The organism is Paenibacillus sp. QJM3NY_38 (assembly GCF_056173265.1).
Map to the genome: position 1 here is coordinate 3,900,422 of NZ_CM149665.1, position 16,025 is coordinate 3,916,446.

Genomic DNA, 16,025 nt, shown 5'->3' on the forward strand with positions numbered 1-16,025 from the left:
ACTCCCCGTGTGAATGTAGATTACATCAAATATCTTCCCGTGATCGACTGCTCCGCATGGATGATCTTCGAAGGTGTGCCCTCGAATACCACTTGGCCACCCCGGCTACCACCGTCCGGTCCCATATCGATAATCCAATCCGCTTGACTGATCACGTCGAGGTTATGCTCGATGACGATCACCGTATTGCCTGCATCCACGAGGCGGTTCATGATCCCAAGCAGGTCACCGATGTCGGACATATGTAGACCCGTCGTCGGCTCATCCATCACGTAGATGCTCCCTTTCTTATGCAGCTCGCTAGCCAGCTTGATCCGCTGGCATTCCCCGCCTGAGAGCGTACTGAGCGGCTGGCCGAGTGTAATATAATTCAGCCCTACATCACTCATTGCTTGCAGCTTGCGCACAACCTCTTTTAGTTCAAAAAATTCCAATGCCTGCTCCACCGTCATCTCCAGCACTTCTGCAATGGATTTGCCGTTTAATTTATACTCGAGCACCTCTTCCTTAAACCGTCTGCCTCCGCATACTTCGCATGGCAGCTTCACGTTCTCGAGGAATGCAAGATCTGTATACACTACACCCAATCCTTGACAGTTATCGCAAGCCCCTTTGGAGTTGAAGCTGAACAAGCCTTGATTGACCTTGTTTGCAGAAGCAAACGCTTTGCGAACATCGTCCATTATGCCCGTATAGGTTGCGGGATTCGAGCGTGTTGACACGCCTACCGCCGATTGGTCAATGACAATCGCATCCGGATGATGGCTGAGGAATACTTCGTTAATCAGCGTACTCTTGCCCGAGCCAGCAACTCCAGTAACGACGGTCAGTACGCCGGTTGGAATATCTAAACTCACGTTCTGAAGGTTGTGAAGTGTGGCATCCTGGATAGATAGCTTGCCGGAGGGTTGCCTGCAATCTTGTTTCAGCTGCAGCGGCCGCTTCATATGAGTGCCTGTCAGCGTGCCTGCCTCCAATAAGCCTTCGAAGCTTCCTTCATATACGATCGTGCCGCCGCGGCTGCCGGCGTGAGGTCCTACGTCTACGATATGATCCGCCACCTTGATCACATCGGGATCATGCTCGACAACAATCACGGTATTGCCCTTGTCGCGCAGCTTCTGAAGCAATTCATTTAACCGGTGTACATCACGGGGGTGTAGGCCAACGCTGGGCTCATCGAAGATGTAAGTGACATCTACCAGACTGCCGCTCAGGTGCTTCACCATCTTGACGCGCTGCGACTCGCCGCCGGACAATGTGTCGGTTTCACGATCCAGCGTCAGGTAATCAAGCCCGATATCCACCAGATGCTGCAGCCGCTCCGTTAGTGATTTCACCATCGGCGCTGCGACCGCGTTGTCAATCTCCCGGATAACTCGAATGAGGTGACTGACCTCCATGGAGGACATTTCGGCAATGTTGAGTCCATTGATCCTGCAGCTAAGGGCTGCCTGACTTAGTCTGGCTCCGCGGCAGCTGGAACACGGGCCTTCTGAAATGTAGGGTGCAACAGCTTTTTGTGTGCGCTCGGACTTCGTCTTCACATCCTGCTTGATGTATTTGTTCGTGAACTTCTCAATGACGCCTTCTACTGTGATATTCGTTGCCTTGCCGGCGAAGTCCATCTTTACTTTCCTGGCCTTGGCGTACAGCAGCTGATCCAGTTCATCATCCGAATAGTCGTTCAGCTTCTTATCGAGATCAAAGTCCCCGGTCTGCACGATCATGTTCCACTCCCAGCCGTTCACCGAATAATCCGGGAGCATAATAGCCCCTTCGTTGAGCGACTTTGACATATCCAGCGCTTTGCTCATATCGACGCCTAATTTGCGACCAATCCCGTTACATTCGGGACACATGCCTTGCGGATCGTTAAAAGAGAACATGTTCGCTTGTCCGACATAGGGCTGTCCCACTCGGGAGAAGAGAAGACGGAGAATGGGAGAAATATCGGTAATCGTGCCCATTGTGGAATGGGAACCGCCGCCTAGCCGCTTCTGATCAACGATTACAGCCATACTCAGATTCTCGATCGCGTCCGCATCTGGCTGCGGATAGCGAGGAAGAAAGTTACGCACGAACATACTGAAGTTCTCATTCAGCAAACGTGTAGATTCTGCGGCAATCGTATCGAATACGATCGATGACTTGCCGGATCCGGATACTCCGGTGAATATCGTGATCTTCCGCTTGGGAATGCGCAAGGATACGTTCTTGAGATTGTTTTCCCTCGCAGCCGAGATTACGATATATTCCTGATTCGATTCGCTCATGGCTAACATCCTTCCGATCTTGGTTCAAACGCAACCTGTTTTGTAATATGAAGTGTGGGCTGAAGTGTGGTATGTATAAACATGTTCTAATTGGACACCATTTAGTGACACAATGATTATAGGAAACTATTTCGTGTCATGTCAATCCATAATTTTGCTCATATTGAATTTTAGTCAGGCATGCAAAATGGCCCTCCCTTGGGGGAAGGCCATCTGTCAACTATGGTCGAAAGCACGGAACTAGAGTTGATCGGTCTGTGACTGTTTGCTTTTACCAGGTGCAAACCAACCGAGAAGGGCTATCGCCACCAAGACACCATAGAAGATTATGGTCCAGACTGTGCTATGTGGAAAATGGTGATCTAACACCCCAATATCTTCATGGGCTAAGGTAATCACAGCGAGCTTGACACCGACCCATGCCACGATCGCATAAGCTGTGGTCTCCAGCGCTGGCCGTTGAGCAAGCAGCTTAACAAACCATGTGGCTGCAAATTTGATTAGAATGAGCCCGGCGATTCCGCCAATCACTACAACTAAGAATTGTCCTCCGTCCATGCCACCGAAATCCGGAAGCGGTGAATCTGGGAGACCCAGTGCCAGTGCCACTGCAGCAAGTATGGAATCAATTGCAAAGGCGAGATCCGCAATAGCAATTTTGCTTACCGTTGGCCAGAAGCCTTTACCGGCAGCATCTTTCTTTATGTCCTCGCGAATATTTTTATTTTCCTTACCGAAACGTGCTTTGATGATGTGCTTTAATCCGAGGTATAGAAGATAAGCAGCTCCAATCGCCTGTATTTGCCAGACGTTCGCAATAAACGATATCGCAAATAAAGCCGCGAAGCGAAAAACAAAAGCCATAATAATCCCGTAATTGATCGCTTTCTTCTTCTGGTCCTCCGGTAAGTGCTTCGCGATAACTGCTAAAACAAGGGCATTATCCGCCGATAGCAAACCTTCCAATCCAATAAGAATTAGTAATGCCCATGCATACTCCAGCCAAATTGATTCCAACAGTACTTCCCCTCTCTTATGTGCGATGTTCATGGGTAAACTTCTGGCTGAAAACATCTAATCTCCACTTTAAAGAGCAGAGGTTTTTCTCCAGTTTTGATTGTTCCATGACTCCCTTTCGTTATTACGTTGTCAAGTAACGCCTCGTTTCATTCATTTCAGGCCAAATTTTCACCCCCACGGTCAACTTGGCGACTTCCGAAGCCAGCATCAAAAATCCCCTTTTTAAAGGGGATTTTCCTATACATTCTTTTTTTGCTATTTTCGCCAAAAAGTTGTACAGTCAGCCTTATCCATCATATTAAACTCGATCATTTTCTCAATTAATGAGAAGTCGACCGGTCTTTCCCACCGGATACGTACCAACTCTTTGGTGTGATCATAGCCAGCCTGTACAATTTCATCAGAAAAATGCTGAATCACTACTCTTTCAGGTGCAACAGCCAAATGATGTTTGGCAATGCTAAAGCCAATGATAAATGTGCCGTGGTCGGTAAACATAGGCTGATTCCACGCCATTTTCGGCATTAATTGCGGGAATTTTTTAGTTACCCAAGCCAAAACCTCTTCCGTACGTTCACGATGTTCAGGGTTATCAATATGTGCTAAATATTCTGCAAAGACTTCCATGTTGTTCCTCCTAATATGAAAATGATGTCGATCGGAGAAGCAACTATATATTCTCAACATATACGATCCCCACACAATTCTAATACAAGAGGATTTTCTTATGCAAGAGAGTTTTTATTTCTCCCATTAAGTTTTTATTCAAAATATGAAGATATGTCTCGGTTTCAGCGCCTTTGTATTCAAATAAAAGATGACCCCATATTGCGATTCGCCTTTGTTATCATGGCCGATGTATCCACTTTGTAATTTAACGCCCATGATTGGCATCAAAAACGGAACCTAAGGGTAACTTAATGGTGTAATAAGATAAAAGTTCATTTGGCACAAAAAAACCTCCGCATCCATTTCACAGGCAAGTTCCCTAGAAAGTTGTAGAGAGTCCGGCCCGGATTTCTTGTCATCCATATGTGCATCTTCTGACCTTTTCTTACATAACTATGAGAGAATACTCATGTTTTCAGGCGAAAGAAGGGATATCATGAAGACAAGATGGGGCGTGGCTTTGTTGTTGCTCTTTATGATCGCGGCAATGACGATTTACCGGCAGGTTCATGATCGTTCCAAAGTAGAAAACCTGTATACCGATGGGCAGCTTCGCATGGAATTACAAACCGTTCAATCTGTCGCAGAACCCATGAAAGAAACGTCCTTTCAGGTTTTCATTACCGAGCTGCCTGAGAAGCCCATTGTTAATGCCGATATTAAACTTAACCTCAAGATGCCCGATATGTTTTGTGGTGTATTCCCCGCCGAGATTGTCGAATCAAAGCCAGGTGTATACAGCGCAACGGCCGTACCTGTTATGCAAGGCCTTTGGGAAGCAGAAGCGGTCCTTCGTTGGGAGGATCAAAATGTCACGGTGAGGACGTTGTTCAACGTTCGCTAGCCCTGCTTACCATAACCATGGGTGAATTCCCGGGATCCATCCGTTGGCGCTAATTCCTTTTAAAATGGAAAGCACCCCCATTAAAAAGGCCAGAAATCCGCCGAGTTTACGCATTCCTCTGCGCCACTTTTTCGTTAAACTGCCGGCCGACAGCGCCGTTAAGAGTAAAATGGGAAAAGTCGAAAGTCCAAATACCAGCATGATCAAAAGGCCTTCCAGACCAGATCCGGATGCCGCTGCATTCATGTGCATCGCATAGGTCAAACCGCATGGAAGAAAACCGAGCAGTAGGCCCGTTAGAAAAGTCGCAAACAACTCATACCGCTGACCAAGCCGTTCCAATTTCAGATGTAACAAAGAATGTCTCGGCAGATGCGCGTTATAAATGGGCAGTGTGTACCGACGAAATGTCCACAGCAGAATGAGCAGACCTCCAATGATGCTGGCCGCGCCTTGAAAGCCAACGAAGCTGCCAGCCACATCCAGGAAGGAGCCCACCATCCCCATAAAGCCTCCGATCACCGTGTACGTTGTCACTCTGCCAGCGTTGTAGGCTAACGTAGAAGCAAGCGGAGAGCTGCTGGTTCGAAGGGCCAGAGAAGAAACGATCCCTCCGCACATCACCAGGCAATGCGGCGCCCCCATCAAGCCTGTCAGAGCTACTAACAGCAACCCGTTTCCCGTCCAGTCCATGTTCTCAAACCCCTTCCCGGCCGGACAATATACGCCGTTCTTCATAGGATCGCACATCCATTCATTGTATGAAGGTGCGCGAATATTAAGAATAGCTATTCTACTGAATCAGGTCCGAATACCGGCGCTAATTTTGAAGAGGACAATTGCTCGCTTAGACCAAAATATTCGCAAAAATTCATAATCATCGGATTCCATTTCGAAGGATCGACATAGTTTGAATGGGCTTCCATAAGAAGATCTACCCCAACATGAACTTTATCAATGCGCACTTCGATGGCAACAAGTGAGCTTGGTTCTTCAAAAGGATGGAGCTTGACAAACCTGGCTTCCAGATGGACAGGACATTCTTTCACACGCGGCGCTTGAACGAGCTGGGACGGAAGTGGTGTTAACCCTGCGACACCGAATTTATTCGCCTCAAACTGATACCCCCTTGCTGCTTTCGACTCAGGGACCGGGTTGCGACCTGTTAACAGGGTCAGACGCTCAACTGCGGGAATCAAGTCAATCGACGGGAGATTAAGCACGCACTCCCCTTCACGAATGATATTTTGAACAGTCTGAGACTTGCTGCTCATACCAAGCATGCATGATTGATTGAGCCACCAGGCTGAGGGCATCGGAGCCAAATTGGGTGTGCCGTCTTCGTTGATGGTACTTATCAACACGACCGAAGTCCCGAAATAATGAATTTTGGGATGTATGACTTTATGCATATCAGATTCCATCTCCTCGACATGATTTTTAAGTAATGTATCACAAGCTCGTTGTTGGAGCATAGGGTTATGGAATAAGACCGCAAGATATAAAAATTGGATCACTATCATATCATTGATGATGAAAAAAGCCGACCCTAAGGACGGCTGTTACAGGTCATATAGTAAGAGCAGCTTTCATCACTGGTTTGTTTGTTGCTTCTGCGAGCGCAGGGCCAGCAATAGAGCCACGGCGATGAGCACGAACGCGGCAAATGCCAGCATCGGAATGGTCAACCAACCGAACCAATTCAAATAGTCATTCAAGCAGGATACCGGCCCGCATGCGGCAATATCTGACTCTTTGGGGAGTTTTTGAATGATACTATGATATGTAGATATGCCTCCACCAATGATGACAAGGGGTAGGATGTATGGGACAATGTGCGTCTTTTGCCGATATGCCGCGATTCCCAAGACAATGACTAATGGATACATGAAGATCCTTTGATACCAACATAAGACGCATGGCGTAAAATGCCATACTTCACTAAGAAACAAACTTCCGCTAGTTGCCACAGCTGATACAGTCCATGCAAAAAACAGCCATACTCCCGTTTTATTCATTGTTCAAACGACCTCCCTTCTATTTTGTTTCTAGCCCTCATACGAGATTTGGTCATATGTTTTCTCATTTTCTCTTAATTGTCTATAAATGAAAATGGCTCCTTCGGGCTATAGGTTCGATCTAGCTGGAAAAATATTAACAGGAAGACAAAAAAGCCGCCAAAATTGGCGACTTTTTATCGAGTTCGAAGCCGAAGTTGTCCACATAAAAACAACGATTGCTACCGAAACAGCCTATATTAGTCTCTCTTAACATTCCAACTCTGTTGCTCGTTTCTAAAAAAGCATAACTTTACTCATCTGCGCCGATGTTCACATCGGCCCCTTGCACTCTTGGCTGCCCGTCAATGTCCTGTGTACCGATAATTGCGTTATCCGTCGATCCAGCATCAATTGCTGAGGACGAAGATTGAAGATGGAAGTCGCCTCCGGAAGCATTGACGAATGCAGGATCCTTGAACAATGAATGCGCATCGTTGCCGGTTCCCGCTTGATAAGCGGAAAAGCCAGCGTAATCTTTGTTCTTCCATGTCCAGAAAGCATCCGTGCTACCGCCTGGTGAAAAATATAGATTGTAATCCACCACGTTACCTGAATTTTTTGTATATTCATTGTAGATCAGCACACCCGTTGAACTGGCCACAAAGATATTGTTCTTAATTACGTTATTTTTCGTATCATACTGCACATAGAGCTGACCGCTGCCCTCACCTAAAAGATCGTTATTGTAGACGGTGTTGTTCACGATCTTGCAATTCACCGTTGACCCCCGTTCGTCGTCGTATCCACCCATGGCGATGCCCGTCAACCGGTTATTGTGCACCACGTTGCTTCGGATCGCAATATCACTGGTGGATTTGCCCGCATGCTCCGAGGCAATTTCAATGCCGATGTCATTGTTGTAGCTGTAGTTTTGCTCAATGATGCTGTCTTTACCGCCATCAACATAAATACCACCGGCTGCATTACTGTTATTCGGGAGTTTTTCCCCATAAGAAGGATTGTTGTTGGAGGAAATATTATATACCCGATTGCCTTTCACCAAACCATTTCGGGCCTGGTCGTATGCTTCTTCCGGCGCAGTTCCCTCGAAACCGATAATATCGATCCCGATGTTGTCGTTATCGTGAATAAGATTGTCCGTTACTTTAAACGTATCTACATTACCATTCAACACCAGTGTTTCACTCGAACCCAAGATTAGATTGTACAGCTCATTCCCGTGAATCGTAATGTCATGAAGCGATTCCGGAGCTTTGGTGCCGTATACGGCAATACCATGAGCATCTCTGCCAAGCAAATCGCTGCCGGTAGGTGTGACTGTGCTCTTGATATCATGGATGTTGTTATTCGTCAGATTTATAAAGCCGCCAGAACCTTGAACATAAATTCCAACAGGAACCGCGTTTCTGGAAGTCGTTGTATAGTTGCGAATCTCCAAGCCTTGAATCGTAATGTAATTCACATTGGTTAGCTCGACAAGCCCTTCGATCCCGTTGACTGAAAGTCCAGTACCATCGATGATAGCTTTCTCTGATCCATAGTTCTTGAAAGTTATGGGACCCTGCGAGGCTGTACCGGAGCGTGTTATCTTGAGTTTTTGATTATATACGCCGCCCCGAACGTAAATCAAGCTGCCCGGATCAGCCTCCTCAGCCGCATGCTGCAGCGTCTTCCAAGGCGCACTCATCGTCCCTGGATTGGAGTCACTCCCGTCGGTAGCTACATAGTACTCAGTACCGGCTGCCGACGCGGGGGAAGATTGTACATTTCCAGAATCCAAACCAAATACAGTGATGCTCAATCCCACCAGCAACGCCTTTACTAATTTCAACATCGTTCCTCATCTCCCATCTGTTCCTATTTATATTACATGGAGATCAATATTCGAGTCACTACGAATATGAAATAAGCCAAACAAGGCGTTTACAAAGCATGATTTTTTGGCATGCAAACTGAGATCCTTTTGAGATCTCCGTTCTATTCATTAAGACTTTTTTCATCTTGATTCTTTAATTGGAGGCAGTGCGTTGTTTCAAGACATGTTTCGGCAATATGCCTGCTTCTTTATATAGAAGCTTCCCATCTTTGAAAACAAGGGTGGTCGGTATGCTCATAATCTGAAATTGGGAAGACGTCGCCGGGTTTTCGTCTACATTTACTTTAACTACTTTAATGGAATCTTTTGCTTCCCTTTCAAATTCCTCAAGAACAGGTGCAAACATTCTGCACGGACCACACCAGGAAGCCCAAAAATTCACTACGGTTACTCCGTAGGTTTGGATCATCCCTTTAAAAGTAGAATCTGTTGCGTGTTGAATTGCCATCATCATCATCCCTTCAGATTTTTCTTGTGTACATGCTTAAATCCTGCATTCGAACCAGTACTTTGCCATAACGACCACTCTGTCGAATCGTTACTTTGCCGGACGGATACGCTTGCTCCAAATAGTCTGCAACCAATTTCCGATTCTGCTCATCTGTAGCCAGACCGTGACTGCGAAGCCAGTTCATCATTTCTTGTAACGCCGCTTCTCTTGTAACTTCCGTCGTTTTTGTTTCCCGTGTTATAAGAGACTCATAGGAATAGCCTTTGAGATACAGCAGATGAAGCAAATATCCGAACTCCAAGTGCTTCGATTGGAAGGGCTGACCGGTGATAAGCGGCCAGATTTCATTCACCAAACTGATTTCCATAGAGCCTGCCGGCATACTGATATAACAATAATCCCGGGCGCATTGTAGAATCTTTTCGACGCTATCCCAATCCAGAATGACCGGACACATCGAGACAAAAACCAGATCAAAGGCATTACTCCAGTCTCTGGCCAGCACGTCAATATCTTCAAAAGGTTCGGGCACAATCTTCACCTGGTCATCGGCGAATTTTGTGATATTTTCCTTCAGCAGTTCGATCAAGGGTAGAGAAGATTCGACGGCTGTTACACGGGCCCCCCGCTCTGCAAACGGCACCGAGAATACTCCCGAAGCGGCGCCGATGTCCAGCACAGACGCGTTGTTGAATTGAACTCCTTGTCCTTCAATCCAATTCATGATCCGTGTGGTCCGTTTTCTTCCCTCTTCATTAAACGATTGCTCATTGAAAGTCTTCGCCTTGTGATCAAAGGCACGGGTCGGGTCGGTTCCGGCCTTTTTCATCTTGTTCACAACACGTTCGCCATGTTCTTTCCAAGCCTTTTCCCAAATAGCCTCATTAAAAAAATCATTCATAACTTTCATCTCTCTTTCCGTTATAGTTTCTGGTTGCGGTTGTGAAACCCGTCGACGCCTCCAATGATCACCACATCGAAAGTTGGTTGATTCATTGGTTTTTGCATTAACGGATCTATATTATCCATAATTAAGATGCAAAACATGTATCCCTTCTTGTTTAGTATACGCTCACTTCCCGAATGTTCCTGAGCCTGCTGTACTTCTGGAGAACAGCATGTCCCCTCCCCTCTTCCTAGCTCTTCTTCTTAAGAATGCTATTATTATGGATGTATAATATCCATAATAAACGAGTTAACTTCAATATGCAATACCATTTTTAGCCGTAATTACTTCGGGGGCTGAATAGTATAACCGATTGTTAGACAATAGTAAAAAGCAGCCGATCATTCAGATCGGCTGCTTTCTGCTCAGACTTCAAAAGAACCTATACTTTGACAGCCCCATTAAGATTGTCTGTTGTTGAACACAGATACCATGAAAAATAAGTAGGCGGCATGTAACAGCAATCCGACCGAAAAGAAAACGATTGCCAACATAGGTTCATTCTGCGTGATCAGATAGGGCACTTTTGCAGGCCAATACGTTGGGAGCCAAGCGCCTAACACCTGCCAAGCTCCTGGAACGAAGTTGGCCACCACAGGTCCGGCTATGAACAGCCCTCCTATTTTAGATAAGGCTAATCCTTCTACCTTGTTCGCTGAGAAAGCGGCAAGGAACAACGAGAATATTGGAGCTTCCGATGCCAGCAACAGTAAAACACCCAATTGAGCCCAGTGAATATCCGATAAAGTCGAAAAAGACAGATATAGAATGGATAATACGGTGCATAACAAAAAAGGAAGCGTCACTCTATATAGCAAATAACCTTTACGCATTAGTGGGGTAACCGCATAATATGCAATCACATTCTCGTCGCGTTCATCGAGAATAAGGAGACCGGTGAGCATTCCTGTCAGCATGGGAATCGTAACAATCAATAGCGATGCCGCAAAGCCACTATACGGCTCCAAATGAAACGAATAGTTTACATCGAGCCAATTAACGGCAACCGGGAATCCAAACCTCGATAGAAACAGAAGTAGCAGCGGACCGAACATAGCTGCCATCAGAACGGGATCCTTCCACGCATGCCGTAGATCCATGATAATGAGGGCTCTATATCTCTCCATTAATGCCCCCTCCTTCACCTACGCGCATCAACACATGTCGGGTATAGGATCGCTGCGCCCAGATGTAAGCCACAAAGTTCCAAATCAACAAAATACATATGGAATATAGTACGCTGCCAATGGATAAGCCGTCACTGGGAGACACAATTAACCGGAGAGTTCCTTCGGTCGGAAGGACGAGAAACAGGTCTTCATGCCACAATTGAAGAAAACTAAACAATGGAAGGATGAATGGCAGCGCGTAAACCTGCACCATCAGAATAAAACTGTTAACCGTCCGTTGGCGTGCCGCCACGCCAATCGACAGCAAGGTCATGAAGGTTGATGTTAAGACAATACCAGCAGAAAAAGCAAGCGGATATTCCGGGAGACTGCCGGTCGCCATATGAATCACCCATCCTGCCGCAAGGGATAACACCGACAGAGACGCAGCCTTCGCCAGCAAATATTCCCGAATGTGTACCGGCGCTACAAACAACGGATCGTGGACGCCCTGGTCCCTCTCCAGCAGGACCATGCCGCCTGCCATGATAAGCCCCAGGGCTGCGGGATCGCTGAATGTCAACACAGTCGCTGTTGTCTCCTGGTAGGCCTCGGGTACGAATCGGAGCAGTATCCAATAACAGGTACAGACAAACACATAAACCCAATAGAATCCGTGGCGCCACTGGAAACGCAGATCGAATACAAATAAGCTTAGGCCCTTCATACAAGCTGCCTCCCCGTTACCTCAATAAAAATTTGTTCGAGCGACGCCTCTTGCGAATGAATGGTATCGAGGGGATAATCCTGTATCAGCTTAAGAAATTGGTTATTCTCACCGATGCCATCCAGAGAAAATACCGCCCCCGTTAATTCGCCATCCCTTCTGTATTCGACTCGGACCTCCTTTCTTCCCTTACGAAGTTTCAACTCTCTGGGTGAATCGATTAATTTGATTTCACCGTCGACGATAAAGGCTACCCGATCGCAAAGTTCTTCTGCCGCTTGCATATTATGGGTTGTTATTAGAACCGTCTTGCCGGCAGCCTTTTTCGCAAGTATCAATTCCTTCATTCGGTGGGCATTGACCGGGTCTAATCCGGATGTAGGCTCATCCAGAAATAGGATTTCTGGATCATGCTGTAACGCCCGACAGAAATTCAACCTCATCTTCATGCCCTTGGATAGCTGGGAAACCTTCATATTTGCGGCATCTGTTAGATCGACTTGCTGCAGCAGTTTCATGGGATCCTCCGTCTTCCCCTTGTAAAGGGAACGAAAGAGCTTTAAATTGTCGAGAACCGAAAATTTGCTGTAGAAGTTCGGGAATTCAAAAGCTACTCCGATTCGCTCATAATAATCGGGACCGGTATCCCTGATTTCATTGCCCATGACTTTTATACTTCCTTGATAACCTTTCAGGACGCCGATCAGCAGTTTTTGCGTCGTACTTTTACCAGCGCCGGACGGGCCGAGAAAGCCAAAGATTTCGCCAGGCGGGATGACAAAATCAAGTCCATGCAGGGTCGGCTCTTTCCGATTCGGATACGTGTAATGAAGCCCTCTTACTTCGATCACAACGCTCCATCTCCCTTCGGCGTATTAGACACCGCAAGCATACCGGCAGATAATAACTCGACTAGCAATTCGATCGTAGATGTAAATTGCTCCTCTCCAATCTCTTTTTGGTGCAGCGTAAGCAGTGCCAAGGATCTGATCATGCCCACGATGGATTCGGGTGCCGTACCAGGTAAAATGCCAGCCTTCTGCCAAGCCGTAATCACAGGCAAGAGCGCGTCTTGATCCTCCATAAAGTTACGCTCCAGCAAGTCTTTCGGCAATTTCCTGAACAACAGCTCCATCTCCCCGCGATCCATCATCTGCCGAAGCATCGGGCTCTCGTCCATCATCCTAAGTGAATATAAGAGAAACCGTTTAATGCTTTCCTTACTGCAGACCTCTTCAGGAGGGAATAAATCCAGAACGGCATTGCGAATTCGCTGCTCCTCCTCCAGAATCAGTTCATAATATAATTCCTCTTTCGATCCGAAAAACATGTAGAACGAGCCTTGGGCAATGCCGGCGGCCTTCGTCAGATCTTCAACACTCGTTTTGCGAAGGCCCGCCGTTTCGAAATGATGGCGTGCCTCCGTCAGCAGTTTTTGGCGTATCCATTCACGTTCTTCGTCCGAGAATTTTTTGGGCATGTTGCACTTCACATCCTTAATCAGGTTTGTGATTCTGTGAATAATTTTATTTTATATTCATAAAAGTACTCCCCAAAGTCCCGTTTGTCAATATATTTGATATGATGTTGTTTACTTATCGGTAACTGTTTACTTTCAGCATGTTTTAGCATAATATTTATTACGATAAATTTCATACGCATAAATGCTTAATCCTCTATGAGGAACGGGGGAACCAACAAAGCGACTAAGCTTTAGGGGTGAATTCTTTCTGGATAAGAAGGAACGGGGACTCTCAATCCCGAATCCGACAGCTAACCTCGTCAGCGTCTTGGGAGAGAACACTCTTACTACTTTGACTTGTCCATGATCCGTACAACCAAGGCCAGGAAGCAGAACTGTCTCTGCTTCCTGGCCTTTTTTGTTAACGCTGTAGTGCTTAGAAAAGAAAGGAATGATTATTCTGCTTAATAATGAAAAGATACTGGTATGCGTGTATTACGGACCAAACGGAGAACGCCTCATCCGTCGAGGCGGCGAATTAGCCAGACTTCTTCAGTGTCCCCTGTTTGTGTTGAGCGTTATACCCTTGCGTGAAGGTGAGTTAGATCAGGCACAAGAAAGGTATATGGCTGAGTGGCAAGTGAAATGCAACGAGTATGGGGCAACCTTCATTGTCAAAACGAATGAAGATCGCAAGGCTTCAGAAATCATAGCGGAAACCGCCAAGAATCATCAAATCACCCAACTAATCATCGGACAATCCGGTCAAACGCGATGGCAAGAAATTACGCGCGGTTCGTTTGTTAACGAGCTTTTAAACCAGATAGGCGAGACGGACTTACACATTGTAGCGGTTCAAAGGATGGATGATCCAATAGCTGACACCCATGAACGGGGAATTCGAGTCACTGTGTTCAGAGAGGGTTCTCATTACCTGCTTGGCAGTAAGGAGTCCGGGGGCGATCCAATAGCCGAAGGTCTATTTTTCAAAGAGTTAAATACCGATTTTGACACCGGCGTGCTGAAAATAAAAACAGACCACGAGATCCAATATTTGAAAATAAGTCACGGAAAAGTAGTAGACTCGTCTTTTTTCCAAAACAGAAAATTCTTCGATAAACCCGGCGATCAATAAAGAATGGGGGTGGAACTTGTGAGAAGAACATTTATGAATGCAAACGATCGAAATACACAACATTCCGCTCCTGACACAATGGAGTTGTTTATCAACAAGCTTAAAAAAAATATGAGTCCCCCTCAACTCGTCATGCTTGTCTTTTTCACTTTAATATTAATCGGGACCGCATTGCTCGCGCTTCCCTACTCTTCCTCCACCGGGAGGTCAATTGGTCTGCTGGATGCTTTATTTACTGCCACCTCAGCAATCTGCGTAAACGGGCTCGTTGTCTTGGATACCGGTAGTGTTTTTTCGACTTTTGGACAAGTCATTATCATGATCTTGATTCAAATTGGCGGGCTCGGCTTTATGACCTTTGGCGTGATGGTTGCCATTGTTCTGGGGAAAAGGATTGGCTTGAAGCAACGAATGATTATTCAGCAAACCACGCATTCGACCTCGGCACAAGGTTTGGTTAAATTGTCCATGTATATGGTACTCATTGCATTCGCGTTTGAAGCATTAGCAACGATTGTCCTTACACTCCGCTGGCAACAGGACTTCGGGTGGGGACAGGCAGCTTATTACGCCCTTTTCCATTCCGTTTCGGCATTCAGCAATGCCGGATTCGCCCTGTGGTCTGACAGCCTAACCCCCTTTGTCGGCGATCCGATCGTCAATATTACGATTGTCCTGCTATTTATCATTGGAGGCCTCGGCTATATCGTCATTGTGGATGTATTTCAAAAGCGTTCATGGAAGAAGCTTTCGCTTCACTCCAAGGTTGTCCTAGTCGGAACAGGAACGCTGTCCCTGCTCGGTTTTCTATTTATTTACTTTTTGGAGAGCTGGAATCCATCAACCTTTGGCCAATTGAGCGAAAGCGAACAAGTGCTGGCTGCTTTTTTCCAAGGCATAACGCCTCGAAGCTCGGGGTTTAACACGATAGATATCGGCAGCATGCTGGCGGCTTCTCAGTTTTTCATTATTATTCTGATGTTCATCGGTGCTGCCTCCGGAGGAACAGGGGGCGGTATTAAGATCAATACGCTTGTTGTACTCATCCTAGCTACGATCCAAACCTTTCGCGGGGGTGGTCAAATCCATGCCTTCAAGCGCAAAATAGCAGGAGAAACCGTTATGCGCGCCTTGGCCGTTGTCATGAGTTCTTTGGTGGTCGTGCTGGGCGTTTCCCTGTTGCTGACCATCTCTGAAGGAATGCTAGAAGAACATTTCTTGGAAGTGTTGTTTGAAGCGACCTCAGCATTTAGCACCACCGGTTTGTCGATGGGATTGACAAGTGAATTGTCCCCCGTGGGGAAAGTCATTGTAGCGATAACGATGTTTGCCGGCCGTCTGGGTCCCTTAACGCTCGCTTATGCATTGGCTCAAAAAAAACGCACCTCCAAAATTGGTTACGCGGAAGATCATATCTTGATTGGGTAACTCAGGGTTCCCAATCAAGAATTTTCTTGTCCATTAATACTTTAACCTTTGGTACACATAT

At 46.4% G+C, this 16,025-nt stretch carries 16 protein-coding genes and 1 riboswitch; of the genes, 3 read left to right on the top strand and 13 right to left on the bottom strand.

Annotated elements, in window-relative coordinates:
- Positions 1 to 20: 20 nt before the first annotated feature.
- The 3 genes from AC0VZ8_RS17920 to AC0VZ8_RS17930 all read right to left on the bottom strand — a co-directional run bounded on the left by AC0VZ8_RS17920 (position 21) and on the right by AC0VZ8_RS17930 (position 3,923).
- A complete protein-coding gene (locus AC0VZ8_RS17920) occupies positions 21 to 2,276 on the bottom strand; it encodes an ATP-binding cassette domain-containing protein (RefSeq protein ID WP_071220812.1) in 2,256 nt (751 codons plus the stop codon).
- A 240-nt stretch (positions 2,277 to 2,516) separates the two neighbouring features.
- Complete coding sequence (locus tag AC0VZ8_RS17925) at positions 2,517 to 3,293, bottom strand: TerC family protein (RefSeq protein WP_071220836.1); 777 nt, start codon at positions 3,291 to 3,293, stop codon at positions 2,517 to 2,519.
- 258 nt (positions 3,294 to 3,551) lie between these two features.
- Positions 3,552 to 3,923, bottom strand: a complete 372-nt coding sequence (locus AC0VZ8_RS17930; protein WP_071220811.1) for an iron chaperone — start codon at positions 3,921 to 3,923, stop codon at positions 3,552 to 3,554.
- A gap of 478 nt (positions 3,924 to 4,401) precedes the next feature.
- Here AC0VZ8_RS17930 and AC0VZ8_RS17935 point away from each other — a divergent pair, with 478 nt between their 5' ends.
- Positions 4,402 to 4,809, top strand: a complete 408-nt coding sequence (locus AC0VZ8_RS17935) for a FixH family protein (RefSeq protein WP_071220810.1) — start codon at positions 4,402 to 4,404, stop codon at positions 4,807 to 4,809.
- Positions 4,810 to 4,815: 6 nt separating this feature from the next.
- On the opposite strand, the gene AC0VZ8_RS17940 is transcribed toward AC0VZ8_RS17935, so the two are convergent.
- The 10 genes from AC0VZ8_RS17940 to AC0VZ8_RS17985 form a co-directional block, all read right to left on the bottom strand.
- Positions 4,816 to 5,502, bottom strand: a complete 687-nt coding sequence (locus AC0VZ8_RS17940; protein ID WP_071220835.1) for a sulfite exporter TauE/SafE family protein — start codon at positions 5,500 to 5,502, stop codon at positions 4,816 to 4,818.
- Between the two features lie 95 nt (positions 5,503 to 5,597).
- Positions 5,598 to 6,221 carry a flavin reductase family protein gene (locus AC0VZ8_RS17945; protein ID WP_475483897.1) on the bottom strand — a complete coding sequence of 208 codons (624 nt, stop codon included), beginning with the start codon at positions 6,219 to 6,221 and terminating at the stop codon, positions 5,598 to 5,600.
- A gap of 180 nt (positions 6,222 to 6,401) precedes the next feature.
- Positions 6,402 to 6,827, bottom strand: coding sequence for a disulfide oxidoreductase (locus AC0VZ8_RS17950; protein WP_071220808.1), 426 nt, complete (start codon positions 6,825 to 6,827; stop codon positions 6,402 to 6,404).
- 292 nt (positions 6,828 to 7,119) lie between these two features.
- Positions 7,120 to 8,664 (bottom strand): choice-of-anchor Q domain-containing protein, encoded by a 1,545-nt coding sequence (locus AC0VZ8_RS17955; RefSeq protein WP_475483898.1) that lies wholly within the window; start codon positions 8,662 to 8,664, stop codon positions 7,120 to 7,122.
- Between the two features lie 175 nt (positions 8,665 to 8,839).
- The gene (trxA, locus tag AC0VZ8_RS17960; RefSeq protein WP_475487710.1) at positions 8,840 to 9,154 is read right to left on the bottom strand and encodes a thioredoxin; all 315 of its coding nucleotides are present in this window, start codon (positions 9,152 to 9,154) and stop codon (positions 8,840 to 8,842) included.
- A gap of 13 nt (positions 9,155 to 9,167) precedes the next feature.
- A complete protein-coding gene (locus AC0VZ8_RS17965; RefSeq protein ID WP_071220806.1) occupies positions 9,168 to 10,058 on the bottom strand; it encodes a class I SAM-dependent methyltransferase in 891 nt (296 codons plus the stop codon).
- A 446-nt stretch (positions 10,059 to 10,504) separates the two neighbouring features.
- Positions 10,505 to 11,230 (bottom strand): hypothetical protein, encoded by a 726-nt coding sequence (locus AC0VZ8_RS17970; RefSeq protein WP_475483899.1) that lies wholly within the window; start codon positions 11,228 to 11,230, stop codon positions 10,505 to 10,507.
- Complete coding sequence (locus tag AC0VZ8_RS17975; RefSeq protein ID WP_475483900.1) at positions 11,217 to 11,939, bottom strand: fluoroquinolone export ABC transporter permease subunit; 723 nt, start codon at positions 11,937 to 11,939, stop codon at positions 11,217 to 11,219. Before AC0VZ8_RS17975 ends, AC0VZ8_RS17970 begins: the two co-directional genes overlap by 14 nt.
- The gene (locus AC0VZ8_RS17980; protein ID WP_475483901.1) at positions 11,936 to 12,790 is read right to left on the bottom strand and encodes an ABC transporter ATP-binding protein; all 855 of its coding nucleotides are present in this window, start codon (positions 12,788 to 12,790) and stop codon (positions 11,936 to 11,938) included. The genes AC0VZ8_RS17975 and AC0VZ8_RS17980 overlap by 4 nt, the downstream gene beginning before the upstream one ends.
- The gene (locus AC0VZ8_RS17985; protein WP_475483902.1) at positions 12,787 to 13,419 is read right to left on the bottom strand and encodes a TetR/AcrR family transcriptional regulator; all 633 of its coding nucleotides are present in this window, start codon (positions 13,417 to 13,419) and stop codon (positions 12,787 to 12,789) included. The genes AC0VZ8_RS17980 and AC0VZ8_RS17985 overlap by 4 nt, the downstream gene beginning before the upstream one ends.
- Positions 13,420 to 13,594: 175 nt before the next feature.
- Positions 13,595 to 13,743: riboswitch (cyclic di-AMP (ydaO/yuaA leader) on the top strand.
- A 109-nt stretch (positions 13,744 to 13,852) separates the two neighbouring features.
- Here AC0VZ8_RS17985 and AC0VZ8_RS17990 point away from each other — a divergent pair.
- Both AC0VZ8_RS17990 and AC0VZ8_RS17995 read left to right on the top strand, forming a co-directional pair.
- The gene (locus AC0VZ8_RS17990) at positions 13,853 to 14,536 is read left to right on the top strand and encodes a universal stress protein (RefSeq protein ID WP_475483903.1); all 684 of its coding nucleotides are present in this window, start codon (positions 13,853 to 13,855) and stop codon (positions 14,534 to 14,536) included.
- Between the two features lie 78 nt (positions 14,537 to 14,614).
- On the top strand, positions 14,615 to 15,964 hold the full coding sequence (locus tag AC0VZ8_RS17995) for a TrkH family potassium uptake protein (protein ID WP_475487711.1): 1,350 nt from the start codon (positions 14,615 to 14,617) through the stop codon (positions 15,962 to 15,964).
- Positions 15,965 to 16,025 lie beyond the last annotated feature (61 nt).